The sequence below is a fragment of the Dyadobacter sandarakinus genome (assembly GCF_016894445.1).
GTDB classification, from domain to species: domain Bacteria; phylum Bacteroidota; class Bacteroidia; order Cytophagales; family Spirosomataceae; genus Dyadobacter; species Dyadobacter sandarakinus.
In genome coordinates this window covers 4653004-4679729 of record NZ_CP056775.1, presented here as the reverse complement: position 1 = coordinate 4679729, position 26726 = coordinate 4653004, and the positions used below count along the sequence as shown (strand labels likewise).

General features: G+C 49.0%; 28 protein-coding genes. 21 read left to right on the top strand and 7 right to left on the bottom strand.

Annotated elements, in window-relative coordinates; translation table 11 throughout:
• Positions 1 to 16 precede the first annotated feature (16 nt).
• The 5 genes from panB to HWI92_RS19100 form a co-directional block, all read right to left on the bottom strand.
• Positions 17 to 835, bottom strand: a complete 819-nt coding sequence (gene panB / locus HWI92_RS19120; protein ID WP_204658246.1) for a 3-methyl-2-oxobutanoate hydroxymethyltransferase — start codon at positions 833 to 835, stop codon at positions 17 to 19.
• Between the two features lie 194 nt (positions 836 to 1029).
• Positions 1030 to 2319, bottom strand: coding sequence for a murein hydrolase activator EnvC family protein (locus HWI92_RS19115; RefSeq protein ID WP_229248314.1), 1290 nt, complete (start codon positions 2317 to 2319; stop codon positions 1030 to 1032).
• A gap of 141 nt (positions 2320 to 2460) precedes the next feature.
• Positions 2461 to 3351 (bottom strand): lipoprotein insertase outer membrane protein LolB1, encoded by an 891-nt coding sequence (lolB1, locus tag HWI92_RS19110; protein WP_229248312.1) that lies wholly within the window; start codon positions 3349 to 3351, stop codon positions 2461 to 2463.
• Positions 3332 to 5080 (bottom strand): tetratricopeptide repeat protein, encoded by a 1749-nt coding sequence (locus HWI92_RS19105; RefSeq protein WP_204658242.1) that lies wholly within the window; start codon positions 5078 to 5080, stop codon positions 3332 to 3334. Before HWI92_RS19105 ends, lolB1 begins: the two co-directional genes overlap by 20 nt.
• 196 nt (positions 5081 to 5276) lie before the next feature.
• On the bottom strand, positions 5277 to 6617 hold the full coding sequence (locus HWI92_RS19100; RefSeq protein WP_204658240.1) for an APC family permease: 1341 nt from the start codon (positions 6615 to 6617) through the stop codon (positions 5277 to 5279).
• A 96-nt stretch (positions 6618 to 6713) separates the two neighbouring features.
• Here HWI92_RS19100 and HWI92_RS19095 point away from each other — a divergent pair, with 96 nt between their 5' ends.
• From HWI92_RS19095 to HWI92_RS19070, 6 genes are all read left to right on the top strand, one after another.
• Positions 6714 to 7832, top strand: coding sequence for a sensor histidine kinase (locus HWI92_RS19095; RefSeq protein ID WP_204658238.1), 1119 nt, complete (start codon positions 6714 to 6716; stop codon positions 7830 to 7832).
• Complete coding sequence (locus HWI92_RS19090; RefSeq protein ID WP_204658236.1) at positions 7813 to 8505, top strand: LytR/AlgR family response regulator transcription factor; 693 nt, start codon at positions 7813 to 7815, stop codon at positions 8503 to 8505. Before HWI92_RS19095 ends, HWI92_RS19090 begins: the two co-directional genes overlap by 20 nt.
• Positions 8506 to 8625: 120 nt before the next feature.
• The gene (locus tag HWI92_RS19085; RefSeq protein WP_204664694.1) at positions 8626 to 9366 is read left to right on the top strand and encodes a dioxygenase family protein; all 741 of its coding nucleotides are present in this window, start codon (positions 8626 to 8628) and stop codon (positions 9364 to 9366) included.
• Positions 9367 to 9387: 21 nt separating this feature from the next.
• Positions 9388 to 10110, top strand: a complete 723-nt coding sequence (locus tag HWI92_RS19080) for a pirin family protein (protein WP_204658234.1) — start codon at positions 9388 to 9390, stop codon at positions 10108 to 10110.
• 41 nt (positions 10111 to 10151) lie between these two features.
• On the top strand, positions 10152 to 10382 hold the full coding sequence (locus HWI92_RS19075) for a hypothetical protein (RefSeq protein WP_204658232.1): 231 nt from the start codon (positions 10152 to 10154) through the stop codon (positions 10380 to 10382).
• The gene (locus HWI92_RS19070) at positions 10382 to 10792 is read left to right on the top strand and encodes a putative toxin-antitoxin system toxin component, PIN family (RefSeq protein WP_204658230.1); all 411 of its coding nucleotides are present in this window, start codon (positions 10382 to 10384) and stop codon (positions 10790 to 10792) included. Before HWI92_RS19075 ends, HWI92_RS19070 begins: the two co-directional genes overlap by 1 nt.
• A gap of 50 nt (positions 10793 to 10842) precedes the next feature.
• Here HWI92_RS19070 and atpC read toward each other — a convergent pair whose 3' ends face one another.
• A complete protein-coding gene (atpC, locus tag HWI92_RS19065; RefSeq protein WP_204658228.1) occupies positions 10843 to 11085 on the bottom strand; it encodes an ATP synthase F1 subunit epsilon in 243 nt (80 codons plus the stop codon).
• A gap of 26 nt (positions 11086 to 11111) precedes the next feature.
• Positions 11112 to 12626 (bottom strand): F0F1 ATP synthase subunit beta, encoded by a 1515-nt coding sequence (gene atpD / locus HWI92_RS19060; RefSeq protein WP_204658226.1) that lies wholly within the window; start codon positions 12624 to 12626, stop codon positions 11112 to 11114.
• A gap of 192 nt (positions 12627 to 12818) precedes the next feature.
• Here atpD and HWI92_RS19055 point away from each other — a divergent pair, with 192 nt between their 5' ends.
• The 15 genes from HWI92_RS19055 (at position 12819) to trpA (ending at position 26554) form a co-directional block, all read left to right on the top strand.
• A complete protein-coding gene (locus HWI92_RS19055; protein ID WP_204658224.1) occupies positions 12819 to 15479 on the top strand; it encodes a tetratricopeptide repeat protein in 2661 nt (886 codons plus the stop codon).
• A gap of 45 nt (positions 15480 to 15524) precedes the next feature.
• Positions 15525 to 15980 carry a hypothetical protein gene (locus HWI92_RS19050; protein ID WP_204658222.1) on the top strand — a complete coding sequence of 152 codons (456 nt, stop codon included), beginning with the start codon at positions 15525 to 15527 and terminating at the stop codon, positions 15978 to 15980.
• Between the two features lie 43 nt (positions 15981 to 16023).
• Positions 16024 to 16734, top strand: coding sequence for an ABC transporter ATP-binding protein (locus HWI92_RS19045; protein WP_310589486.1), 711 nt, complete (start codon positions 16024 to 16026; stop codon positions 16732 to 16734).
• Between the two features lie 5 nt (positions 16735 to 16739).
• Entirely contained in the window at positions 16740 to 17462 is a 723-nt protein-coding gene (locus HWI92_RS19040) for an RluA family pseudouridine synthase (protein ID WP_204658220.1), read from the top strand.
• A gap of 82 nt (positions 17463 to 17544) precedes the next feature.
• On the top strand, positions 17545 to 18273 hold the full coding sequence (locus HWI92_RS19035; RefSeq protein WP_204658218.1) for a hypothetical protein: 729 nt from the start codon (positions 17545 to 17547) through the stop codon (positions 18271 to 18273).
• 60 nt (positions 18274 to 18333) lie between these two features.
• On the top strand, positions 18334 to 19101 hold the full coding sequence (locus HWI92_RS19030; RefSeq protein ID WP_204658216.1) for a hypothetical protein: 768 nt from the start codon (positions 18334 to 18336) through the stop codon (positions 19099 to 19101).
• A 253-nt stretch (positions 19102 to 19354) separates the two neighbouring features.
• The gene (locus HWI92_RS19025; protein ID WP_204658214.1) at positions 19355 to 20776 is read left to right on the top strand and encodes an anthranilate synthase component I family protein; all 1422 of its coding nucleotides are present in this window, start codon (positions 19355 to 19357) and stop codon (positions 20774 to 20776) included.
• 20 nt (positions 20777 to 20796) lie between these two features.
• The gene (locus tag HWI92_RS19020) at positions 20797 to 21363 is read left to right on the top strand and encodes an anthranilate synthase component II (RefSeq protein ID WP_204658212.1); all 567 of its coding nucleotides are present in this window, start codon (positions 20797 to 20799) and stop codon (positions 21361 to 21363) included.
• A gap of 46 nt (positions 21364 to 21409) precedes the next feature.
• Entirely contained in the window at positions 21410 to 22399 is a 990-nt protein-coding gene (trpD, locus tag HWI92_RS19015; RefSeq protein ID WP_204658210.1) for an anthranilate phosphoribosyltransferase, read from the top strand.
• Positions 22400 to 22420: 21 nt separating this feature from the next.
• Complete coding sequence (gene trpC / locus HWI92_RS19010; protein WP_204658208.1) at positions 22421 to 23239, top strand: indole-3-glycerol phosphate synthase TrpC; 819 nt, start codon at positions 22421 to 22423, stop codon at positions 23237 to 23239.
• Positions 23236 to 23886 (top strand): phosphoribosylanthranilate isomerase, encoded by a 651-nt coding sequence (locus HWI92_RS19005; RefSeq protein WP_204658206.1) that lies wholly within the window; start codon positions 23236 to 23238, stop codon positions 23884 to 23886. Before trpC ends, HWI92_RS19005 begins: the two co-directional genes overlap by 4 nt.
• 8 nt (positions 23887 to 23894) lie before the next feature.
• Entirely contained in the window at positions 23895 to 25094 is a 1200-nt protein-coding gene (gene trpB / locus HWI92_RS19000) for a tryptophan synthase subunit beta (protein ID WP_204658204.1), read from the top strand.
• Between the two features lie 25 nt (positions 25095 to 25119).
• Positions 25120 to 25320, top strand: a complete 201-nt coding sequence (locus tag HWI92_RS18995; RefSeq protein ID WP_204658202.1) for a hypothetical protein — start codon at positions 25120 to 25122, stop codon at positions 25318 to 25320.
• 74 nt (positions 25321 to 25394) lie between these two features.
• Positions 25395 to 25751, top strand: coding sequence for a Dabb family protein (locus HWI92_RS18990; protein WP_374757906.1), 357 nt, complete (start codon positions 25395 to 25397; stop codon positions 25749 to 25751).
• Positions 25748 to 26554, top strand: a complete 807-nt coding sequence (gene trpA / locus HWI92_RS18985; RefSeq protein ID WP_204658198.1) for a tryptophan synthase subunit alpha — start codon at positions 25748 to 25750, stop codon at positions 26552 to 26554. Before HWI92_RS18990 ends, trpA begins: the two co-directional genes overlap by 4 nt.
• Positions 26555 to 26726: the final 172 nt, after the last annotated feature.

The following is a 26726-nucleotide window of genomic DNA, read 5'->3' as shown; positions in this document are numbered from 1 at the left end:
AATACTTTTAAAAAGGTCAATATGATTCCTGCTCATTTGGAAACGACCGGCCTTTTACATCCTTGATATAGTTTCCGATTGCTTCGGTCATTACGCCGTTCAGATCCGCGTACCGGCGCAAAAAACGCGGCTTGAATGCCTTGTTGATTCCCAGCAGATCATGCAGCACCAGGATCTGGCCATCTGCATGCGGCCCCGCTCCAATGCCCACCGTAGGAATGCTTACACTTTCCGAAACCAGCTTGGTAAGCGTGGCGGGTATTTTTTCCAGCACTACAGAGAAGCACCCTACCTCTTCCAGCATCCGTGCATCATCGAGTAACTTCTGAGCCTCGGCCTCCTGCCTGGCCCGCACGGTGTACGTACCAAATTTGTAAATGGATTGAGGCGTAAGCCCCAGGTGGCCCATAACAGGCACGCCCGCACTGAGGATGCGTGTAATTGAATCCTTAATTTCGAGTCCGCCTTCCAGCTTTACCGCATGTGCCCCCGACTCCTTCATGATTCGTATTGCCGAATTAAGCGCCTCCCGCGAGTTACCCTGGTAAGATCCAAAGGGCAGGTCAACTACCACAAGCGCTCGCTTCACAGCCCTTACAACAGAAGCTGCATGGTAGATCATCTGGTCAATAGTAATCGGCAAGGTGGTTTCGTGCCCTGCCATCACATTTGATGCTGAGTCACCCACCAGGATCAGCTCCACGCCCGCCGCATCCACAATCCCCGCCATGGAGTAGTCATAGGCTGTAAGACAAGATATTTTCTCCCCACGGTTCTTCATTTCCTGAATGATGTGGGTGGTGACGCGTTTTATATCGGGGGTATGGATGGACATTTGGGTGGTGGTTTGGGGTTGGTTGGGGGTAGTCGGGAATAGTCAGATGTTGTCAGGTTTGGTCAGGGGTGGTCAGGTGTGGTCAGGTTTGGGGTTGACTGGTGTTGTTGGAATAGTATGGAAACACCGGCTGTGTTGAAATTATTCCAAATCATGCCAGACTAGCCCCACAACTTCTGGCTATGCCGGGTATTTTACCTTCTCATTAACCAGTTTTCAGGGTTGAGGCGGGAAGTGTTTTTCCAAATCTGAAACTGCAGCTCGGAAGTTCCGTCGCCGCCTGGGGCTACTTTTCCGATGTTTTCGCGGGCTTTTACCTTTTGGCCTGCACGCACGATCACACCCGTCATTTTAGCGTAAATGGTCATGTAATTTCCATGCTGTATCGCTACTACATTGCCCATACCAGGCATTTCGGTTACGTCAAGCACTACCCCGTCGTATACAGCCTTCACCAATTCCCCGGCCGGGGTTTGAATATCAACACCGAGATTGTCAACCATCACACCTTTCAGAACGGCATGTGGGCGCTGTCCGAAGTGGCCCGAAACAAATCCCCGCACGGGCCATGGAAGCCTTGATTGTGACGCTGTAAACGAAGAAGCGAGTGTATTTTCCTCGGCGCTCATACCGCTCACGTCGATAGGCTCCTCCTCCTTGGGCGCTACTACAATGGCTGCTTCACCCTTTTTCTCACGCTCTGCATTCTCGCGGGCAATTCTTTCACGCTCGGCCTTTCTGCGGGCTTCGCGCTCTTCCCTTTCCCGTCGTTCCCGTTCAAGGCGCTCTCTGCGCTCGCGCTCGGCAATGCGGCGGATATTGGCTTCCAGCAAATCCGTAGCACGCTTATTTTCAGCAATCTGCCTGCGCAGCTCCACCTCCTTTTGTGACAGTTCCTGGATTACCTCGTTCTGTTTTACTTTCAGACCTTCCAGCTTCGTACTCTCTGTGACGCGGGTATTAAGCACGTTTTTCTGCTGGTTCTTCTTGGCAGTGATACGCTGGCGCTCAGCCACCACCTTCGTCTGCAATGCTTCTATCTCCTTGGCCTGCCCCTGCCGAGCCTCGGTATATTGCTTCAGGTACTTGTACCGCAGCACAAACTGGTTGAAAGTACCTGCCGAAAACAGGAAGACAAGCTGGTTGAAATATGCATTTCTTTTGGATGCCTCGTAAATCATGTGCCCATACTCCTCTTTAAGCTTTGCCAAACTACTGTCGAGCTTCTGCTTTCTTTTTTCGAGCACTTTCAGCTCACTGTCGAGGAGGTCGAGATCGTCGCTGAGGAGATCAATCTGCTTTTTATAAGTATTAATCTGCTGATTGAGCGCTTTCAGCTGGCCCAAGTTCACGTTTTTCTGGGAAGAAGTCTGTTTCAGGATGTTTTGTATTTCCCTGATTTTAGACTGGTTTTCACTTTTTTCCTTTTCAAGCTGCTCACGGGTTTTCTGAGCAAAAGCGCTTCCGGTGATGCACAGAAGCATTGTCAGCATGAAAAACAGGCAACGAAAGCAGGGCTTGTGAAAAAGCATAGGGTAAATACTTGCGGCGTAATGGCCTTATAGGCAGGCAAAGTTAATCAGACTTGGGGTTTTTGCGCCAATCCGGGCCGACACATTCTGTTTTTACCGCTTACGCTTATAGCTGGACGGGATGCTGAAAGGAAATCCGGGACTGGCACTTACCAGCTCTACCTTGCTGTGTTTGAGCCGCATGGAGGTCTGGTTTACGGCCTGCTCCTGACCAGATCTGACGTTCAGCATAATCTGGCTTACAAACGGAAACAAGGAACCCTGCACATCCCTGAAATCCTCATAATCAAGCGTAAAGGTATTTTGTGTGGGCACTTCCGTCGCCAGCAGACGCGACAATTTGAGGGTACGCTCAGCCACATAATTGTCAACTTCCAGCCGGTCAACGATTTGTTTTAAGATGTAAAAATCATTTTCCTTTACAAAACGTGCATCAGGCTGCTGGCCAAATGGCATATTACCAACAATAACCGCCTGCAACAATGGAAAATTCAGCTCAAAATTGTACTGCTTACTAAGCTGTTCGTAGGTAAATACAAAATAGTCTTTGTGGATTTTATCTATAAAAACAATCGAATCCGGTGTGATAATGCCCCTTGCAACTTCAAATCCGATACCTGTAACCGACATCCAGATCACGCTGTCACGCTTCATACGGATGTTTACATTGGTATTGTCAAAATCCTGCTTCCGTCCTTTAAAGGAAAACTTGGATTTGGCTACGAGATAATCAAATTGCAATTCCTTCACTGCCAGCGGTGCGGCTGCCTCTGTGCTCGTTTTTGTAGTTGCAGAACTGGAATCCACATCGCCTGCGCTGATACTGATCACGGCGGTATCTGCCGCTACCGGAATTGAGGCAACTGTGGTGTCTGCAGCAGACTTGTTAATATTTTTGGAAGAACGCGGCTTGTGACAGGATGTAAGCCAGAAAAATGGAAGGGCCAGAACCCAGATTGCTGTTTTATTGATCGTGTAATGCACCTGTCGCTATTTTTTTGTCAAGAAGTTCCGTGGTTTCGCCCATCCTTTTGGCCCGTTTCCATTGAGCCAGCGCATTATCGCGCTCGCCGAGCTTAAAGAGGACATCTCCATAGTGCTCAACAATTGTGCCACTCACCGTACTGTCCTGCATTGCTTTTTCCAGCAGCTCCTTGGCTTTTTTGTAGTCTTTCCGGATGTACAATACCCAGGCATAAGTATCCAGGTAGGTAGGATTGTCCGGATGTTCCCGCACAAGTTTCTCCGACATTTTAGAGGCCAAATCCAGCTTTTCACCCCGCAATGACAGAAAGTAGCTGTAATTGTTGAGTACGTGATCGTCATCGGGATTGGCTTTGAGCGCCAGCTCATACGACGCATCTGATTTGGTATGATCCCCCAGACCGTTGTATGCATCACCCATCTGAGCATGAATAAAAGGCACGAGGTCCGGCATTTCGCCCGTCATTTTCAGGCTTTCTTCAAATGATGAAATCGCCTCTTTGTAATTTTTCTTCATCAGCCGGGCTGTACCATTGGAGTACCAGAAGGTGCCCTGATTAGGGAAAAGCTCCAATGCCTTTTCTGAATGCACCAGCAGGCTGTCGACCTGATTTAGGTCACCATCCAGCTGCAGTATTGCTCCCCAGACCTGGAATACGGAGCCGTCTATCGCTGCCGACCTGACATACAAATCCCGGCCTTCGGCCTTTTTTCCACTCCTGATCAGCTGATCGGCATACAATATCAGCGCTTTGGGCTCATTCGGATGCGTCTCCGCCAGTTGTTTGGCGAGCTGTACGGCATCACTCTTTTCGGCATCGGTTTTGAGCATCTGCAGATATCCGCCCAGTACTCTTATTTTGGGATCAGCATCCAGGTTCGGGTTTGCAAAAACCAGCCTGAGCTCCTGGTTACACTTCTCAACATCCCCGTTCCTGCGGTAAATATCGGCCAGCAGCACATGCGCCTGCGCTTCGTCCGGATTCAGCTTCAGCGCTTCTTCCAATGGTACCACAGCCTCAATAACACGGTCATTGGCGATCAGCATTTCGGCCAGCTCCACGCGGTAGCTTACTTCTGAAGGTTCCGCTGCAATCAGTTTCCTGGCTTCAATCAGGGCTTTTTCCAGGTTATTCTGGCGCAGGTACAGCTGTTCTTTCTGGTGGGTGATCTCCTCGGTTACGCCCAGGGATTTTTCAAGCACATTGTACGCATCAATCGCTTTGTCAAACTGTTCATTAAAAATATAAACAGATGCCAGTTCAACCCCGTACTGTATGTTATCCGGATTTTTGGAGAGAAGTGTCTCGTAAATCTGTGCAGCCTCTGCGAGCTTGCGCCTTTTGGCATATAATTCAGCCAGCTGCTGGGCATAGTAGATATTGTCGCGATCAATATCATAGGCCTTTTTAGACGATTCCATCGCCTCATCCAGGCGGTTAAGCTTAATAAGTGCAGTTGCACGAAGGTAGTAACCTGCGGGGTCCTGAGGATTAAACTGGATCAGCTGATCAAAAACAGGCAGCGCCTTGTCCGTCTCGTCCTTCATCATGAACTTCATTCCTTCCGCTGCCAGCGATTCGGAGGCCAGACGTGCCGAGGTGCTATCCTTCTTTTCAGGAGCTGCGCCGGCATTGCGGCTGCGCTGCTGGGCTGTTGCCGTAAAAACGGACGCAGAACTTGCAAAAAGGCACGCAAGCAGGGTATATTTTAATAGTCGGTTCCTCATATTTTTTCAAATCCCATCATTGCTGCACCGGCCACATCCGTTTCAGGCTGTAAGAAACAAAGTTATAATTTTTTAAATGCAAGATTTGTTCCCGGTATGTCCAGACAATGTACTAACGCTTGAAGACGCCCGATCTTGCCCGGACAAAGTCCTGTAAATCATTTTAAACAAGTATTTTCTGCATTTAAAAGTAGCCTTAAACCCGGCGGTTGAGCCGGCTCACTGCCAGGTACGCGGGATAACTCACGATGAGGAAAAGCAGGGCAAAGCGGCTGCTGGGCAGGTCCTGGATAATTGCGCCCACCAGAAATGCGAGTGAAACAATGAGCATGACAACCGGCAGTATGGGATAGCCCGGTACTTTCCACGGGCGGGGCAGGCCAGGCTCGCGCTTTCTCAGTGCAAGCAGCGATGCAAAACCTGAGGCATAGCCCAATACAAAAAAGAAGGTAGCAATGTCCGAGAGCTTTTCGCAGGCATCTTTTCCAACCAGGATCAGTGCCACGGCTACGGCTGAGGTAATCAGCATGGCCGAAGATGGCGTGCCTCCTGCATTGACGCGGGTCGCCGCATTGATAAAAAGCCCGTCGCGGCTCATGGAATAAAGTACGCGGGGATTAAAAAGCAGCTGCGCATTAACAATCCCGAGAATGGAAATCATCAGAAAAATGGTGACGATCCTGCCTGAGCTCTCTCCGAAAATCAGCCTTACGGCATCCGCAGCAGCCAGCTTGGATTGTGCAAGTTGCTTTAAAGGAATTACATGCAAAATGGCAAGGTTACAGAGCAGGTAGATGAGAATAATCAGCAATACCCCTCCAATCATCGAGCGGGGCAGGTTGCGCGCGGGATTTCGGTCTTCTTCCGAAAAATAGGCGGCAGTGTGCCAGCCGTCGTAAGTGTAAAAAATAGCCTGCAGGGAAAATATCACCGGGGCAAGCCAGCTGCCCGTTTCGGCTATGCGGCTGGTTACCGCTGCGGCATTGGTTGCCGAAACATCCTCACCATATACGAAACATACGATTACAAAAGCTAGCAAACCCACTCCTTTGAGCACACTCATCACGTTCTGAAAGCTGCTTGCAAGTGCCAGTCCCACCCAGTGAATTCCTGAAAGGATCACCAGGATGCCCGCCGCCAGGTAAGGCTCGTAACCAGCCAGGCCGGGGAGGAGCAAGGCCAGGTATTCGCTCATGGTATATACGCCAAATCCCAGGGCTGAGCAGGTCCCCAGCCAGCTGTTGATCCCTACCACAAAACCGGCATAGTTGCCAAATGCCCGCTGTGCATATACGTACCAGGCTCCTGCCCGGGGTACCGACGTACCCAGCTCAATGGTACATAATGTGCCCAGAAATGCATACAGGCTTACGGCTGCCCAGAGTGACATGATCAGCCAGGGCTCTCCCAGCGCAGCCGCAATAGGCCCGGGCTTGCGGAGTATACCCGTACCTACCGTACCGCCCAGAGTAACGGCAATGCCGAATCCTACACCCAGAATTTTGAGAAGCTCGTTCTTCCCGGCGGGCTGTTGCATGAAAGGAGTGAATGTTGGTGCTCTCCCAAAATAGGAAAACTTTTTGTTTTTGTAAGTCCCTATATTCGTACGCTGCCCATCATCAACCAGACACTTATGCGCTTGTTCCGGAAACAATGGCCGATCCATTTGCTGGGCTGGCTGCTCTTTATCAGTCTGCCGGTCACCATTATTGCCCGCGATCCCGGACCTGATACTGAAGTACGGCTGCTTACGTCCGCTTCGTTTTGGCTGTTTGTGCTGGTATACTGCGCATTTTTTTACATCAACCTGCTTTACTGGCTTCCAAAGCTGTATTTAAAGAAGCGATACGTGCTTTACAGCTTCGTTTTTGGGGCTTCATTTCTGACCGTCTACGTTGGCAAACCTTTTGAAACGCTGCTTTTCAGCAAATTCCACCGTCAGGAAACAGAACTGCCGCCCATGCCCCGGTATCCCGGTCCGTTGCCGGAAAAACAATCAGCACGGCCACTGCATCCCGACCGGGAAGGCGGACGCCGCGAGCCTGCGGTCGATTTTGTGAGCCTGGTACTGTTTGTGATGACGTGGGTCATTGCCATGTTTGTGCGGATCTCGGAGCAGTGGGGACTTTCGGAAAAGAAGGTTTTACAGTCAGAGGCGGACAAAGCACAGGCGGAATTGTATTTCTTCAAGGCACAGATCAACCCGCATTTTCTTTTTAATACCCTAAACAACATTTACTCCATGGCTGTGAGCCGGAGTGAACATACCGCCCCCAGTATTCTGAAACTCTCGGCCATGATGCGGTATATCACCGAGCAGGCCACTGAAAACTTTGTCCCTTTACAGGAAGAAGTTACCTGTCTTGAAAACTACATTGCATTGCAGAAGCTGCGTTTGACAGATAAAACGAGAGTATCCACAGACTTCGGACCGCCTGACACCAATACATTGATTGCCCCATTGATCCTGATGACTTTCGTTGAAAATGCATTTAAGTACGGCGTCAGCAATCATCACCGGTCGGAGATTACCATCCGCCTTTCCGTGCATGCCGGAGAGCTGTTGTTTTTTTGTCAAAACCAGATTTTCGGGCAGGTGCAGGTTGAAGGCAGGGAAGGAGTAGGCATCAGCAATACCCGCAAGCGCCTCGACTTCCTGTATCCGGATCGGTACAGGCTTGACATTGAGGAGCATGCTCCTTTTTACACCGTGCAATTAAAGCTCGATTCCCATGACATGCGTAGCTATTGACGACGAGCCGCTCGCGCTGGACCTGCTGCGGACCTACCTGGCTGCATTTCCGGACATTGCATTGCTGCGGACCTTTGACGATGCCGTGGAAGCCGCGGCTTTCCTGAAAATTCATCCGGTAGACCTGCTTTTTGCAGACATCAACATGCCCGATCTGTCGGGTCTGGAGCTTGTTGCAGGACTTGATTTCAAGCCGGTTGTTATTTTTACTACTGCTCATAAAAAGTATGCACACGAAGGTTTTGAGCTGGAAGCACTCGATTACCTGCTCAAACCGATCAGCCGCGAACGCTTTGAAAAAGCAGTAACCCGGGCACTGGAAATATACAGCCTGCGCAAAACACCGGTACCCGCACCTGAATACATTGTGGTGAAATCTGAGTACAAGTCGGTCAGGATCAGCCTGGCCGATATTGCGTTTATTGAGGGTATGGAAGATTACATCAAAATTCATCTGACCAGCGAACCACATCCTGTACTGACCTTGATGTCGCTCAAAAGCATTCTTGAAGTACTTCCGGCAGGCGATTTCAGCCGCATTCACCGCAGCTACATTATTCCCGACAGACTGGTAAAGTCTATCCAAAGCAGGAAAGTATTGCTTACCTCTGGCCGGGAGCTGCCTGTGAGCGGGAGTTATCTCGATTTTATCGAAAAATGGAAAGGTAAGTGACACCATGTTAAGGCATTCACCGGGACAATCCGGGCATTGACCGACACATGGCGTTTGTGTTGCAACAAAATAGTCTGCATAAGCGATAAAGCTCTTACAAACATGAACTGTAACTCAGATATGGAGCGTAAAGAGTTTTTAAAAAAGGGGTTTTCTGCATTGACCCTGGCAGCTTTTATTCCGATGATCGGCTGTTCTGGCGACACGGTTGATCCCGAAACGGACATTTCCACGGGCACCACGACGGGTACCGGCAGTTCCGCGGAAATATCTTCCGGGACCTGTACGGCTACTGCTTCCGAAACGGCAGGCCCTTTTCCTACCAAAGTCCCGGGCAGCCTGGTGCTCGACGATATTACTTCGGGCCGTACCGGCAACAAGCTGACCATCCAAATTACAATCCAGAATAAAAATGCAGGCTGCGCGGCACTTTCCGGCGCGCTGGTAGACATCTGGCATTGTGATGCGGCGGGTAATTACTCGGAGTACGGAGGTACGGGCATGCAGTCGACAAGCTATACTTCGGTGCATTTTTTGCGCGGCCGGCAAACAACTGATGCCAGCGGGCTGGTTCGTTTTACAAGCATTTATCCCGGCTGGTACTCGGGCCGTGCCCCGCACATTCATGTGCATGTGTACAATGCAAGCGGCAAGTCGCTCCTGGTAACCCAGATCGCCTTTCCTGAGGATATCAGCAAGCTCGTATATGCACAGGGCGTGTACGCGAGCCACGGACAAGCAGACACGACCAATGCGCACGACAATGTATTTAGTGATGGTGTCGGCACTGAAATGCCGTCAGTTACGGGAAATGTTTCTACCAGTTTTGCACTCACGCATACCATTGTTGTGAGTGCCTGATGAAATTGAAAGATCCGATCGATGCTTACCCAAACTGACGCCCGAATATACCTGGAAAGCCTGCGCGGGCAGTTTCAGATGGATGGTTTCCAAAGTTTACGGACATTCAATTTTGAAGAATACTGCGCTGCCGGCCGTGAGCCGCTGGGAACGCTGGAAGTACTGAATGACGAAATGCTGATGCCGGAATGCAGCCAGAAGCTGGTTATAGAGCGGTTTTGCCAGGTTATTCTGGTGCCGCTGGTTGGGGCTATTGAAGTCGAAGAAAAGGGTACGATGCCAAAATTTGTTAATTCAGGCGAAGTACTTTTTCTTCAGGCTTCGCCGGACAGGCATTATTCCGTTACCAATCCATATCCTGACGAAGCAATCAACTATTTGCAGATCCGGATCAATGACGATCTTTTTTTAAGCACGCCGTTGTCATCAACAGCCATCACTTCTTCCTTCAGTTTGCATGATAAAAATGTTCTTTTTCCGGTACACGGCTATAATGGTAGCTCTGCGCATTTGTTCATCGGGCAATACGATGGCCGGGCAGAAGACATTTTCCCGAACCGGAACCCGGATCATCATGCATTCATCTTTGTCATCGAAGGAGCTTTCGAGGTGCAGAATCGTTTGCTGGAAAAGCGGGATGGTCTTGCATTGCGTCATACCGAAATAATCGAATTTGAGGCGCTGTCGAATGGGGCAATTTTGCTGGTGCTGGCGGGGTTAACCAAGGAGAGCAATCAAAATTGACTTATCCATGTTATATTGGTACCGGATGAAATGCATTTACCATGGAAATAATTATTGATATACCGGAAAAGAAGGCTCCATTCGTACTGGAGTTATTGAGAAATTTAAATTTTCTGAAATTCAGGACGGCAGAACCCAGGGATTCTTTCACGGACTTCAGCAATGAGTGGACGGAGCTTTCCAATCGTTTGCCACAAACGGATCCTGAGATTACGGAAAATGAAATTCTTGCGGAGATAAAAGCTGTCCGGGCGGAAAGAAGCACAAGGTAGTGAGGGTTGTCATTGATACAACGGACTATATCAGTGCCCTTATTGGAAAAACCCATAGGGACAAGTTAGAGCGCGTTCTGTTAAACGAGGGTATCCAGGTATTGGCGGATACAACACTGCTTCAAGAAATCCGCGAAGTGGCTTATCGCGACAAGTTTCGAAAATATATCACAACCAGGGAAGCCGATGACTTTATCAGCACGTTGAAGCGGCGCCTAAAACCTGTTGTGGTAACCTCAGTAATCAAAGAAAGTCCTGATCCGAATGACAATTTTATTCTTGCATTGGCCAAAGACGGCCAGGCTGACTACATTGTGACTGGCGATAAACGTGGATTATTAGATCTCGGGTCTTTTGAAGGTATTCCTATTCTTCGCTTGCAAGCATTTCTTGATATTGTTGGTATATAAAAAAGCGAATGCCGTTTTCACAGCATTCGCTTTCAATTATTTGTATTTTCTTAAAGTACCGCTTCTGCGAGAACCAATACCTTGTTATTCAGCACTTCCACAACACCTCCGTCGATGACGTAAGTTTGCTTGGCAGCTCCGGTATCCACAACCACGTCACCTTTACCCAATGTACTCACCAGGGGAGCATGCCGGTTTAAAACCTGAAACTGGCCTTCTGTTCCCGGCAGGGTTACTGCATTGGCTTCGCCTGCGTAAACTTTTTTGTCCGGGGTGATAATTTCCAAATGCATTGTTTCCTGCGTTTAGCTGTTCGCGATTATCTGCTGGCTTCCGCAAGCATTTTCTCTCCTTTGGCTTGTGCGTCCTCAATCGTTCCGACAAGATTGAACGCCATTTCCGGAAGGTGGTCATAAGCACCGTCCATGATCAGGTTAAAACCTTTGATGGTATCGTTGATGTCAACCAGTGTACCTTTCAGACCTGTAAACTGCTCGGCCACAAAAAACGGCTGTGACAGGAAGCGTTCTACGCGGCGTGCGCGGGATACAACCAGCTTATCTTCCTCGGAAAGTTCTTCCATACCAAGGATCGCAATGATATCCTGAAGTTCCTTATACCGCTGAAGAATGTTTTTCACACGCTGAGCGCAATCGTAATGGGCTGCACCCAGTGTTTCTGCATTCAGAATACGCGAAGCAGAGTCAAGCGGATCCACAGCAGGGTAAATGCCTTTCTCAGAAACTTTACGGCTCAATACGGTCGTAGCGTCCAAGTGGGCAAATGTTGTTGCCGGGGCAGGATCAGTCAAGTCATCCGCAGGTACATAAACCGCTTGTACGGAAGTGATAGAACCACGTTTTGTAGAAGTGATACGTTCCTGCATCTGGCCCATTTCGGTAGCCAGGGTAGGCTGGTAACCCACCGCCGAAGGCATACGTCCCAAAAGGGCGGATACTTCCGAACCTGCTTGTGTAAAGCGGAAAATATTATCGATAAAGAACAGGATATCACGGCCCTGACCTTCGCCTTCGCCATCACGGAAGTACTCCGCCATGGTCAGACCTGAAAGTGCCACACGGGCACGTGCGCCGGGGGGCTCGTTCATTTGTCCGAAAACAAAAGTTGCCTGAGAATCTTTCAGCATGCTGTAATCTACTTTAGAGATATCCCAGCCCCCTTCTTCCATACTATGTTTGAATTCTTCGCCATATTTAATGATACCGGCTTCGATCATCTCACGCATCAGGTCATTTCCTTCACGTGTACGCTCACCGACACCAGCAAATACAGAAAGACCTGCATATGCTTTTGCGATATTGTTGATCAGCTCCTGGATCAAAACGGTTTTACCTACACCGGCTCCACCGAAAAGACCGATTTTACCACCTTTTACGTAAGGTGCCAGCAGGTCAATCACTTTAATTCCGGTAAACAGAACTTCCGTTCCGGTTGCCAGCTCTTCAAACTTGGGAGCAGCCCGGTGAATGGAAATACCATTGCTGTTATCCAGGGGCGCAAGTCCGTCAATCGCCTCACCGATCACATTAAACAGACGTCCTTTGATGCCTTCGCCAATGGGCATTTTGATAGGTGCTCCCAGCGGAGTTACATCCATACCGCGCTGCATACCTTCGGTACTGTCCATCGCAATGGTACGAATGCGGTCTTCACCCAAATGCTGCTGGCATTCCAGCACCACTTTCTGACCGTTTGGTTTGATGACCTCCAACGCATCCAGGATCGACGGAATCGCTCCGCTATCCTCAAACGATACGTCTACAACCGGACCAATTACCTGCGTAATTTTTCCTATGTTTGCCGTGTTTGCCATTATATAATTTTGATTATCTTCTGTGAGGTTTTTTTCAGACCGCAAAAGTATGTGATAATTTGGTCAGTACCAATAGTCAGATCATTCATTTATAGGATAATTTTTAGATAACAGGCCGTATTGGCTGCGGATATATCTAAATTTTCCAGAGCAGAATTCGTTATCTGTTCCTTACCGGTTTGGACAAAATTTATGAAGGAGCTTTTTTTCTGGAAAGTGTGGTCGCCGTCCGAGCGCCGGACAACCATCGCTGTATTGGCAGCAATCATTCTTGCAATCGTTTTATTTTTAATCAAAATCATTGACCCGCTTGGTAATGCCGTCCGCTGGAACGTGCTCAGCGAAGTTTCCGAAATCAATGCTGCAATAGATGTACTGCAGATCGGCACCTGGCAGTTCAGCATTCATACACCCTCCCAGCTGGTGACCGAAAGTTTCATGGCTTCGGTCATGGAAACCGACCTGCTTTCCGTCAGGCTTTTCTGGATTTTTACCATGGCGGGAATATCACTGATCCTGGCTGCACTCACAACCCTGTCGCGGTTCTGGTACCTGGCCGGAATGATCCTGCTGATTCTGTTTCTGGCATTCTGCCGCCTGGAAATCCTCCATGTTTTCGGCGATCAAACCAAGTCATTCTTTCTTCTTACGGTCATCCTCTATGGTGGAATATCCTATTATTTCCATGCATTCCGCACAGACCTGGGCATAAGTACCCGTATTTTAAGCATACTGGGCATTTCTGCCATCGTGGCTGCGCTTGTCACATTTGGCTCTTCCGCAGCAATGCCGGCCTTTGCAGCGGCAAACTATTCCTACCCGGTCTGGATGATGCTTACGGCCCTGTTCCTTCTTATTTCTTCCACGGAGATTATTGCAGCCTGGGTTTGGCTTAGTACGGCAGGAGCACAGCGGAAGGGCAAGGGCGGACTTGTAAACTTTATCGTGATCAGTGTACTGTACCTGCTGGTACTGCTGCTGGTATTCCTGAAAAATACGCGCAAAATCGACTGGGACGTAACGCTGGTCAGTCCGGTGGTGCTGGCACTGCTTTCCGGGATACTCGGTATCTGGGGGTTCAGGAAAAGAGCGGATTCCACAGGCGGAACAATGCCTTTCCGCTCTGCCGGGTTCTGGCTTTATACAGGATTATTCCTTATTGCGCTATCCTTTTCTGCCTTCGCCGCAGCGGCTGCCAATGATCCGGTACTTGAAGTACTGGAAGATGTCGTGGTACAAGGACAGCTGGCGATGGGTATCCTGTTTCTCTTTTACATACTAGTCAACTTTTACCAGCTTTTTCAGCAGGGACTGGCTGTACATAAAGTGCTTTACAAGCCGCTGCGCTTCGGACTTACACAAACCCGGCTTTTTGGATTTGCGGGCGTGGTGATCCTTTTTTCGGTACAAAGATTACTTCCTGTCAACCAGTCGATTGCAGGTTATTTCAACGGACTTGGCGACCTGCACGCAGCTACCGGCGAGTACACGCTGGCGGAGCAATACTACAAGCTGGCTTTGCAGCAGGAGTTTCAGAACCATAAGTCCAATTATGCGCTCGCCTCACTGGCCATGCGGCAGGGCGATAACAATGCAGCGGCTTATTATTTTCGTCAGTCTTTGCTCAAAAATCCTTCCGCACAGGCTTATGCAGGGCTGGGCAACATCCTGATGAGCGAAAAGTTGTTTTTTGATGCTGTACACAGCCTGCAGGAAGGCGTCGGACGGTTTCCGGAAAGTGGTGAGCTGCTGAATAACCTGGGTATGCTGTATGCCCGCACCAATGTGGCCGACTCCGCTTATTTTTATCTTGAAAAAGCTGAAAACAATACTGCGCGCAGTGAAGTACCTGCGACCAACCTGCTGGCAATCCTGGCCAAAAGTGCCGGTCCTGAACTGCTCGATTCCCTGACGAGCGGCGAAAAGAGTTATGAGTATCTTTCCTGGCAGGCCAACTGGCTCGCTGCAAGAAACCTTAAACAACAGTTTTCCAAAACTGCCTACAAGTCGGAGGCACTGCCCGAAGACTCGCTACTGAATGTTTCATCTTTTGCCTATCTGGTGAATTATGCAGGCAACCAGGCGCGGCAGGACAGTACACCGGCGGCGCTGCTCAGAAAGCTCCCGGCCAAAAATCCTATGCTCGGTACAGACCTGCTTCTCGCCTCCATTTATCCTGAATTTTACAGCGGCAACAAGCTCAAGGCCCTGGAAACGCTGGCATCCTGGGCAGCTGAGGACGATGAGAAAAGCGCATTGTACAAAAAAGTGCTCGGACACTGGTTTTTGCAGCTGGGTTTGTATGCGCAATCCATTGAAGCATTTTCGGGCGTGGAAGGGGCGGAAGGGACAATCGGGGTGGCGATTGCAAATGCATTACAGGGTAACCGAGAGGTAGCAGTGGTACTGCTGGACAAGTTGCAGGAAAACGCGCCCGATACAGCCATTGAACAGCTGAAAAATACATTATTCTCGGGTGCAAAGCCAAAGCTGCCCACAGACTCGCTGCTGGCAGCAGCCGTACGCGCACCTTCCCGGGCAACCATAGAAAATGCAGTCCGGGCCAATCCGTTTGATCCGCAGGTCATAACGTCGGCATCGGAATTTTATCGCAAACAAAAACAAACTTCCAGAGCATACCGCCTGGTGGTAGATGCGCTGCGCTTCAATGAGTATGCACCGGAAATATGGGCTCAGTATGCATTGCTGAGCCTGGAACAGGGTTTGTTGAGCCAGGCGAAGGAAGGGGAGGAAAAGGTAAAGCAATATGCCACACCCGCCGGTTATCAGCAATTTGCCACGCGATATCAGTCGATGCGGGCTCTTATCGAAAAACAACGGGCTGCATTTTAGTGTTTAGTTATTTTTATTTCAATTATTACACTTCATCCCAAATAAATGTCTCTTACCTGGAAAACCTCGTTTAGCGGACGCGAATGCCGCATTTTTCGGGGAAAGCTGATGGTTGGCCTTTTAAAGCTCAGCCTCTGGAAGACCGGAGGTTACGGCGAACTGCAAGGCTACCTGCTTCGGTTTAAAACGAATGGAATCTGGCGAAGAAATACCGTTATTCTTGATATTGACGGGAAAAAAGAGCTTGGAGAGATCAAATTCAACCTTTGGAAAGGGTCTGCCACCATCACCTACGATCACATGGAATATGCTTTCAAGTACCACTCATGGACCAGGCGGCAGTGGACAGTGACTGCACCGGACGAGTCGGCCACCTTTGAGCATAAAGGTCTGTTTCAAAAAGAAGGGGTTGTTGAAAATGACGACCTTTCCTTTGCCGTGATCCTGTCGGCCCTTTATGCGGATGCTTATTTCAGGCGGTTGACTGCCACGGTATCCTGATCACGCGTTTCCCGGTTATAACAAAAACATCCTTCTGCAAGTCATGAAAATCATTGAAACCAAAGAGATTTCCCGCCGCTATGTCATGGGCAGTGAGGTCATACAGGCTCTCAAATCTGTGACGATCGATGTTAACAGAGGGGAATATGTTGCGTTTATGGGACCGTCGGGCTCAGGAAAATCGACGCTGATGAACATCATCGGCTGCCTCGATACGCCTTCCACAGGTACTTATATCCTCAACAACAAGGATGTGAGCGACATGACCGAAAGTGAGCTGGCTGAGGTCAGGAATAAGGAAATCGGGTTTGTGTTTCAAACCTTTAACCTGCTGCCCAGGATGTCGTCTCTGGAAAATGTTGCGCTGCCTCTGATTTATGCAGGAATGAGTAAGTCCGACAGAACTGATAAGGCCATGCTCGCGTTGAAAAACGTAGGACTGGAACACCGGGCGGGTCATAAGCCCAATGAACTTTCGGGCGGGCAGCGGCAGCGTGTAGCCATTGCCCGGGCTTTGGTAAACGACCCGAGTATACTCCTGGCAGATGAGCCCACAGGTAACCTCGACAGTAAAACCTCGTACGAGATCATGGACCTGTTTGACCAGCTTTATAGTAAAGGAAACACCATTGTGATGGTGACCCACGAAGAAGATATTGCACATTATGCGCACCGTATCGTACGTTTGCGCGACGGACTGGTTGAGTCTGACACCATTAATCCCAATCCAACGAAAGTAAATGCGTTGGTCTGAAAGGCATGAAAGTTAATTTTAAAGACCTCATCATTTTTGAAAATGAGGATTTCCTACTAGTCAATAAGCCGCCGCACCTGGCCACGCTGGATGAGCGTACCGCCGACCGTGGCGGAAGTGTGCTGAGGCTGGCCAAAGAGTATAATTCTGAGTTACAGGCTGCACACCGCCTTGACAAAGAAACTTCCGGAGTACTGGCATTTGCCAAAAATCCGGCCGCTTACCGGCACCTTGCCATGCAGTTTGAGCACCGCGAAGTGACCAAGCGCTACCATGCCGTTGTTACCGGCGTGCACCAGCTCGACAGTATTTCGGTATACCTGCCCATTTTACCCCTTAAAAATGGAACTGCCGTGAAGATTGACCGTGCCGAGGGAAAGATGGCCGAAACTATTTTCAACACCCTAAAAGTATACCGCGGCTACTCGCTGGTGGAATGCATTCCTGTAACCGGTCGCATGCACCAGATACGCATTCACTTGTCGTGCCTCAAAGCACCCATCGTGAACGACCCCCAGTATGGCGGTGAGCCCATTTATCTTTCTACTTTAAAAAGAAAGTTTAACCTCAAAAAGGAAACGGAGGAGCAGCCGCTGATCCAGCGGGTGGCATTGCATGCGCATGCGCTTTCATTTGCCCTGATGAATGGTGATCCGGTTCGCATTGAAGCACCTTATCCAAAGGATTTTGAGGTACTTGTGAAGCAGCTGGATAAATATGGGGGGTAATTTTCAGGGAGAGCTTGCGGGGGAAAAATAAGTTTATGTAGGTTTGACATAAACTTATTTACCACTATAAATGCTCGATAAAATGAAATTACACACATTACCCTGCACGATTCTTCTTTTCCTTCTGCTGTTTTTCTACGGCATTCTCTCCTCTGCACAGTCTGTCCGGAAAAACGATGTCATCATCAGGCGCGACAGCTCGCGTATCCAGGCGCTGATCACCCAAATGACCTACGAGAAGATCAACTACCGTGACCTGAGCACGGCTGATAGTGCCCGCAAATACATTTACCTCGAGCAGGTCGCCAAAGTACTCCTGAAAAACGGCAAGACAGTCAATGTCCGCGACTCCGTGATGGCTGTACATACGCCGCCGGATACCATTGGGCAGTATGCAGACCTCAGCAATCTGCCGCAAGATCCATTTGAAAAAAGCATTGTCATGGCTAATTCGGATCAGTTGCGGGATAAATACAGGTACCATCACGACAAGGCTGCTAACAACAGAAACGGCGCTATTGTATTTACTTCCTTTGCAGCTGCATCGCTGGTGGCAGGATTGGTGATCATCAGTACAGGGGAGGATCACGACGATAAGATATTCGGCACATCCCTGGCCGTCGCAGGTCCGATAGCCGGAGGAGTATTGGCACTTGTAACCTTCCGGAATTTTGCCATACACAGCAGTCGTGCCAGAAAAGCCAGAAACGAGCTAGAACGGCGCAACCAGCCACTGACTTTCATGCGGATCTCGCCTGCTTTTGATCCGTTTAATAAGTTGGCCCGACTCTCCGTCCGGTTCTCTTTGTGATAGCGCTTAGTTTTGCGGCGATTTCTTACTGTTTATTCAACATCCTCTTTCTTATCCCCGATGAATCAGAAACTACTCTCCAGCACGATCGTTTTCATTTTTGTTATGCTGCTTGGAGCACTTACCACACAGGCGCAAAATGCCCGTAAGCCCGACGTGATCAACCTGCGCAACAATACTAAGCTCGAAGTGTTTATACACGAAGTGGACGACAGTGCAGTCAAGTACAAAAAGCTGACCGACCCGGAAGGACCGCTTTTTACCGTGAGGAAAAATGAGATCGCATCCATTCAGTACGGCAATGGGGAAGTGGAAACATTTGAAGCCTCACTGGAAGTACAAAATTATTATACACCTTCCCAGTCCGGGGCTCCGGTACAGGCACGGCCTGCGGCTCCGGCTCCCAGGAATGACTTCGAAGCCGGGTTGCAAAATGCCAATAATGACCGCCTGCGGTCAACCTACCGCTTCTACAAGGGTAAATCAAAGGGTGGAATGGCTATGGGCATCGCCGGAATTGCAACCGGCATGCTGGTAGCAGGCATAGGTACGGGCATTGTGGCGGGCGCTACGGATGCCAATGGTAATTTTGCGACTTACCAGGACGAAAAGCGGGCCATCAAGGGAGCCTGGATGATGATCGGTGGATTTGCGGGTGCGGTAACCTTTGGTACGGTTGGTTTTGTAAAAGCAGGTAAAAACGGCTCCAAGGCTACACGTGTTAAAAGAGAGCTGATGCGCCGGGGCGAATCGCTGACTTTCCGCCTGCAACCGGCTTTTAATCCTGCCAATGGATCCGGATCTCTGGCATTAAGCCTTACATTTTAAAATTACATTAGAGAAATGTTAAAAACCGCAAATCATTTTTATATTTGCAAGTACCGTATTTCGTAAAAGGAAATTAAACAAGAACATGAAATCTTCATTTAACATCAGCTGGTGGTGGCGTACACATCTAACAAAGATGAACGTATAGCCTATTGCCAGGTATAATGAAGAAAATATACTCTCAAGGCGGCTCGCTGTTCATCTTAACAGCGAGCCGCTTTTTTTGTTTTCAACCCTTTCAAATCACCATCCTATGGAATTGCTTAATAAGGTTTTTACCATACAAACCCACTACAAAAAGCTCCTCGCCGACACATTTACGCCGGTGTCCATTTATCTGAAATTAAGAGACCGGTATGTTAATACGGTTCTGCTGGAAAGCTCTGATTATCACGGTAATGAAAACTCTTTCAGCTATATCTGCTGCGATCCGGTGGCCTCTTTTAAGCTGAACAATAACCAGATTACCAAGCAATTCCCGGATGGCAGCACGGATGTTGTCGAGCTGGCTGACCGCCGGGATGCAGTGCAGCATCTGTACCGGTTTGCAAAAAGCTTTCAAGGAGAAAAAAGTCCGTTTTCCTTCATTTCAAACGGACTTTTTGGGCATATGACTTATGATTCGGTGCAGTATTTTGAAGATATCGACATACAGGCCCCCAATGCTGAAACGCATATTGATCAGATCTTTTACCAGGTATACCGGTACGTCATCGCCATCAACCATTTCAAAAATGAGCTTTACATTTTTGAGCATAATTATGGCGACAACCACAAGGAAAGCAATTTCGAACAGATTGAAATACTGATACGGAACCGGAACTATCCGAAGTACGGGTTTGAGACAATTTCGGAGGAAACATCCAATGTAACCGACGACGAAATGCGGAAGGTTATCCGCCAGGGAATTGACCACTGCCTGCGGGGCGATGTGTTCCAGATTGTGCCTTCGCGGCGTTTCAGCAGGAACTTCAAAGGAGACGAATTCAATGTGTACCGCGCATTGCGGTCGATCAACCCTTCGCCTTACCTTTTTTACTTTGATTATGGCAGCTACAAAATCTTCGGATCTTCTCCGGAAAAGCAGATTTTCATCAAAAACGGTCAGGCCGAAATTCACCCTATTGCCGGTACTTTCCGGCGTACCGGCGACGATCAGGCAGACGCAGAGGCGGCTCAGCAGCTGCTCGACGATCCCAAGGAAACGGCCGAGCACGTCATGCTGGTAGACCTTGCCCGGAACGATCTCAGCCGCAGCTGTGACCAGGTACGTGTAACCAACTACAAGGAAGTGCAGTACTACTCACATGTTATCCACCTAGTTTCCAAGGTAGTAGGCAAAATGAAGCCCGATGTCAATCCATTGCAGCTGGTAGCAGACACTTTTCCTGCGGGTACACTGTCGGGCGCGCCCAAACACAATGCCATGAAGCTGATTGACCAGATGGAAAGCAGCAACAGGAGTATTTACGGCGGGGCCATCGGGTTTATGAATTTCAACGGTGACTTCAACCATGCCATCGCCATACGTACTTTCCTGAGTAAGGATAATACCCTTTTTTACCGTGCCGGGATGGGCGTCGTAGCCAAATCCGATGTTGAAAGTGAGCTGCAGGAGATCAATAACAAGCTTGCTGCATTAAGAAAAGCCATTGAAGTTGCAGAAGAAATCTAGTCCGGAAAACGCACCATATTATGAAAATCCTTGTCCTCGATAATTACGACTCTTTTACCTACAACCTGGTATACATCCTCCGCGAATTGCACGACCAGGTGGATATTTTCAGGAATGACAAAATCAGCCTGGAAGATGTAGGCAAATATGATAAAATCCTCCTTTCACCCGGTCCGGGAATACCGTCCGAAGCTGGCATTATGCATGAGCTTGTCCGCGAATACGGTGCTTCCAAAAGCATCCTCGGCATCTGTCTCGGGCATCAGGGAATAGGGGAGGTGTACGGTGCCACGCTCGAAAACATGACCGACGTGCTGCATGGAATCAGTGATACGGCCATCGTAACCGACTCATCCGAGCGCATTTTCAAAGGTTTGCCCGACAAGATCAAAGTAGGCCGTTATCACTCCTGGACGGTCATGCCGGACACATTTACCGAAAATATCAAGATTACGGCATTGGATGAAAAAGGCAGGGTTATGGGGCTTTCACATCGTCAGTATGATGTGAAAGGATTGCAGTTTCACCCGGAGTCGGTGCTCACGGAACATGGCAGGGAAATGCTGCAGAACTGGCTCGAATACTGATTACCCGCCCTGACAATGAACTGTTATTATACCCACATGCATCAATATGAAAGAGATTTTAAACCATCTTTTTGAGTACAAGGTATTAAGTAAAGATCAATCCAAAGACGCCCTCATCGGAATCAGTACCGGCAAGTATTCTACCTCTGAAATTGCCTCTTTCCTGACCATTTATGCCATGCGGAGCATTACCGTGGAAGAGCTTCAGGGCTTTCGCGATGCCATGCTGGAACTTTGCCTTTCGGTAGACTTGTCGGCTTACGACCCTATCGACGTATGCGGCACGGGGGGCGATGGAAAGGATACCTTCAATATTTCGACACTCTCCTGCTTTGTGGTTGCCGGCGCAGGCCAGCGTGTAGCCAAGCACGGCAACCACGGCGTATCCTCACTTTGCGGATCTTCGACGGTGCTGGAATACCTCGGGGTGAAATTTACCAATGAAAAAGATCAGCTTGAACGCAAGATCGAAGAGGCGAATGTATGCTTTCTGCATGCCCCGCTTTTTCATCCGGCGATGAAGAATGTGGCCCCTGTGAGGAAAGAACTTGGGGTTAAAACCTTCTTCAATATGCTGGGTCCGATGGTCAATCCGGTATCTCCCCAAAAGCAGCTTGTAGGCGTTTTCAGTCTTGAATTAGCGCGTCTTTTTGCATATCTTTACCAACAGACGGACAAGCAATTTCTGGTTCTCCATGCATTAGACGGCTACGACGAAGTGTCATTAACAGGTCCTTTCAAAATCATCGCCGCTCACACCGAGCAAGTTCTTAGCCCCTCTGATCTGGGATTGAAAACCGTGCGCGCTGAGGAATTATCGGGCGGAAAAACAGTGGAGGAGTCAGCCAGGATTTTTATGAATGTACTTCGCGGAGACGCAACCCCGTCCCAGCAGCAGGCCGTACTTGCCAATGCAGCGCTGGCCCTGCATTGCTCAGATCCGCAACTTTCACTGACCGACTCCGTAGCCATGGCACGGGAATCGCTTGAAAGCGGCAGGGCCCTGAACAGTTTCAAAAAATTGATAGCAGATTAATCCGGAGACAAGCACTCTGAAATGAACATATTAGAAAAAATCGTTGCCCGAAAAAAGGAAGAAGTCAGTGAGTCGAAAAAGCGTGTAAGCATTGCACAGCTGGAAAACAGTCGTCTTTTTACCCGTCCAACCATTTCTCTTGCCACAGCGTTGTCCGATGCTGCGGCACCCCGGATTATTTCAGAATTCAAAAGGAAATCGCCTTCCAAAGGTATCATCAATGATCAGGTGACGCCTGCGCAAGTCACTCGTGACTATGTTGCTGCGGGAGCAGTTGCACTATCCGTACTGACGGACACCGACTTCTTTGGCGGCTCATTTGCCGATTTCGGCAGTGCCCGGGAGGCCAATACCGGCACCCCGATGTTACGTAAAGATTTTATGGTGGACGAATACCAGCTGTACGAGGCTAAGTCGATCGGGGCGGATGTAATTCTGCTGATCGCCGCCTGCCTTTCTCCTGCCGAAGTAAAGTCACTGAGCCGCAAGGCGCATGAGCTGGGGCTGGAAGTACTGCTGGAAGTGCACAACGCAGAAGAACTGTCTGAATGCCTTACAGACGAGGTAGATATCGTAGGCGTAAATAACCGGAATCTTAAGACGTTTGTCACGTCCATTGAAACATCTGTTGCTTTAAGTGAACAGATCCCGGCGTCTTTTGTTAAGATATCAGAGAGCGGGTTGCAGGGCGCTGATGAAATCGTCCACCTTTACAAACATGGTTACAAAGGTTTTCTGATTGGTGAAACATTCATGAAAACCGCAGATCCCGGGGCCGCACTGGCGAATCTGCAACTTGAACTAACTCAACATAGCAATTTAAATCCTCTGGTTTTATGAAAATCAAAGTATGCGGAATGCGCCGGCAAGATAATATTGAGCAGGTGGTTGCTTTACAGCCTAACTTTATCGGGTTTATTTTCTATGATAAATCGCCCCGCTTTGTTGGAGAAGAGCTGAACGAGGAGTACATCAGAAGCATTCCGAAAAACATCAAGAAAGTAGGCGTGTTTGTCAATGCAAATCCGGGCTATATCCTCAACATGGTCAAAAAGTACGACTTGCAGTATGCGCAGCTTCACGGTAACGAAATGCCCGACATTTGCCGCAGCATCCGTCAGAAAGGTGTGAATGTGATCAAGGCATTTTCTATTGACGCAAGTTTCAACTTTACCATGCTGAACAACTACAAATCCTACTGCGATATGTTTTTGTTTGACACAAAAGGAGAGAATCCGGGCGGAAACGGGCTGCCTTTTGACTGGCAGGTTCTTAAAAAGTATGATAATGAAAAGCCTTTCCTGCTGAGCGGGGGAATTAGTCTTGATAACATAGACGAAGTGATTGCATTATCCCGTACCATGCCGGTTTACGGCATCGACGTCAACAGCCGGTTTGAAACCGAGCCCGGCGTAAAGGATATTGCCATGCTGGAAGAATTGTTCAATACAGTACGTGTCAAAGAGCAGGAGGAGGCGGAAGCCTGATTGGAAATATGGAAATCGCAGCAGAAAAGAAGTCATACCAGGTTGACGGCAACGGCTACTATGGAAATTTTGGGGGAGCATTCATTCCCGAAATGTTATACCCGAATGTAGAGGAGCTTCGTGAAAATTACTTGCAGATCATTGCTGAGCCTTCTTTTCAGAAAGAATACAGTGACCTTCTGCGGCACTATGTAGGCAGGCCCACACCTTTGTACCGGGCCAACAGGCTTTCAGAAAAGTATAAAACAAACATTTTTCTGAAACGGGAAGATCTCTGCCATACCGGTGCGCACAAGGTCAACAACACCATCGGACAAATTCTGATGGCTAAAAGGCTCGGAAAGCAGCGCATTGTGGCCGAAACTGGTGCAGGGCAGCACGGCGTAGCTACGGCTACCGTATGCGCGCTGATGGACCTGGAATGCATTGTGTACATGGGCGAGCTCGACATTGAACGTCAGGCGCCGAATGTGGCCCGGATGAAAATGCTGGGCGCAGAGGTGCGGCCGGCTACCTGCGGCTCACGTACCCTGAAAGATGCCACCAATGAAGCCATGCGCCACTGGATCAATAATCCTGTGGATACGCATTACATTATCGGGTCGGTAGTAGGCCCGCATCCCTATCCGGATATGGTGGCCAGGTTTCAGTCTATTATTTCTGAGGAAATCAAATGGCAGCTGAAAGAACATACCGGCAGTGAAAATCCGGATTATGTACTGGCTTGTGTAGGTGGCGGCAGCAATGCGGCAGGAGCGTTTTTTCATTACCTGGATCAGGAAAATGTAAAGCTGGTAGCCGTGGAAGCCGCCGGAATGGGCATACAGTCCGGGCATTCTGCTGCTACTACTGCCCTGGGCAAGCCCGGCGTACTGCACGGCAGCCGCACGATCCTGATGCAAACCGAAGATGGCCAGGTGGTTGAGCCTTTTTCCATTTCCGCAGGTCTGGATTATCCGGGTATCGGTCCGCAGCATGCGTATCTGTTTGACAGCGGCAGGGGAATTTTCATGTCTGCCACGGATGAAGAAGCGGTACAGGCTGCCTTTGAGCTGACCCGCCTGGAAGGCATTATTCCCGCTCTTGAATCGTCCCACGCTCTGGCCGTACTGGGGCGGCTGAATGCATCTCCGAACGAAACCGTGGTTTTGAACTTGTCGGGTAGGGGAGACAAGGATATGGGAACTTACATGAAGTATATTGTCTGATTTTAAATCATAAATAATTACCGATATGGCTACACTAACATTGCCGGAGGTTTTTGACGTGCGCCTGAAAATTCAGGAACTCGAAACCAAGGTAAACTCCGGTACGCTTTCCCTTTTTGAAAGGTGCGACATCGAGGACGAAATTCTTGAACTGAAAGAAAAGCTGGGCGAATTTGACCGTACCAAGTTCAGTGAAGACGGCGAATGCCTCAACTGCTCGGCCTAGTTTCGATTATTGCATTTTCACCTTTTTCTAAAACCCAGTTACCAATGAAGATTAAATACCTGATCGGTGCCCTGATGCTGATGGTCGCATCGGCCAATTTTGTTCAAGCTCAAACCACTTCCAAAAAAATGCTGCGTCACGTTGTTTTGTTTAAATTTAAAGACTCCGCTACGCCGGCGCAAGTGAAGGAAGTAGAGGAAGCATTTAAGGCATTGCCTAAGAAAATCAAGGAGATCAAAGGCCTTGAATGGGGCACAAACAACAGCCCGGAAGGATTGTCACAAGGTTTTACGCACGTATTTTTTGTGACATTCGAGAATGAGGCCGGCCGTGAAGTGTACCTTCCGCATCCTGATCACAAAGCATTCGGCAAAGTGCTCGGACCCTATCTTGACAAAGTATTGGTAGTGGATTACTGGACTCAGGAATGAACCGCATTACATCACTTTTTCAAAGCCAGCCACAAAATACCGGATCAGGTTTCCTGAACGTGTATTTCACAGCAGGCTTCCCGGAACTTTCAGATACCCGCCGCGTTTTGCAGGCATTACAGGACGGGGGTGCTGATCTGGTTGAGATTGGTATGCCTTATTCGGACCCGGTTGCTGACGGTGAAACAATCCAGAAGAGCAATGATCGGGCACTGGAAAACGGCATGACCGTCAAGATCCTGTTTGAGCAGCTGAAAGGCATGCGCGACAGTATTACGGTGCCTGTGCTGCTGATGGGTTATGTAAACCCGGTTCTTCAGTTCGGTATAGAAGACTTCTGCAGGAATTGCGCAGAAGTCGGTGTTGACGGTTTGATTCTGCCGGACCTGCCGATGGACGTCTATCTGAATGAATACAAAGCGATTTTTGATGCTTACGGCATCCTTAACATATTCCTTGTCACGCCTCAGACTTCCGAAAAACGCATCCGGCAGATTGATGAAGTGAGTGAAGGATTTATTTATACCGTTTCGTCTGCAAGTGTAACTGGTTCCAGTACCGGTGTGAGCCACGATATGGAGGCTTACTTTGAAAAATTGAATGGAATGAACCTGAAAAATCCGCGCCTTATCGGTTTCGGAATCAAGGACAATGAAACATTCAGCAAGGCTTCACAGTATGCGGCAGGTGCTATTATCGGCAGCGCATTCATCCGGCTTCTGCAGGCAAGCAACAACCTGGAAATGGATATCAGGTCGTTTGTAAGAGAAGTCAAAAACAACACTGAGACGGTGGAAGCTTAACTTTTTGCTTTTTATAGGGAAAGAACCCGGAGGCCAAGGCTTCCGGGTTCTTTCTTTTTGCACCTTTCCAAGCTGATTTCGGTAAATTTTCGATAAATTACTGTGTTTTCTGCGGATGGCGGTCAGTGGTAATTTTTGGTTCCGGCATACGTTATTCATCCATCATAGATAA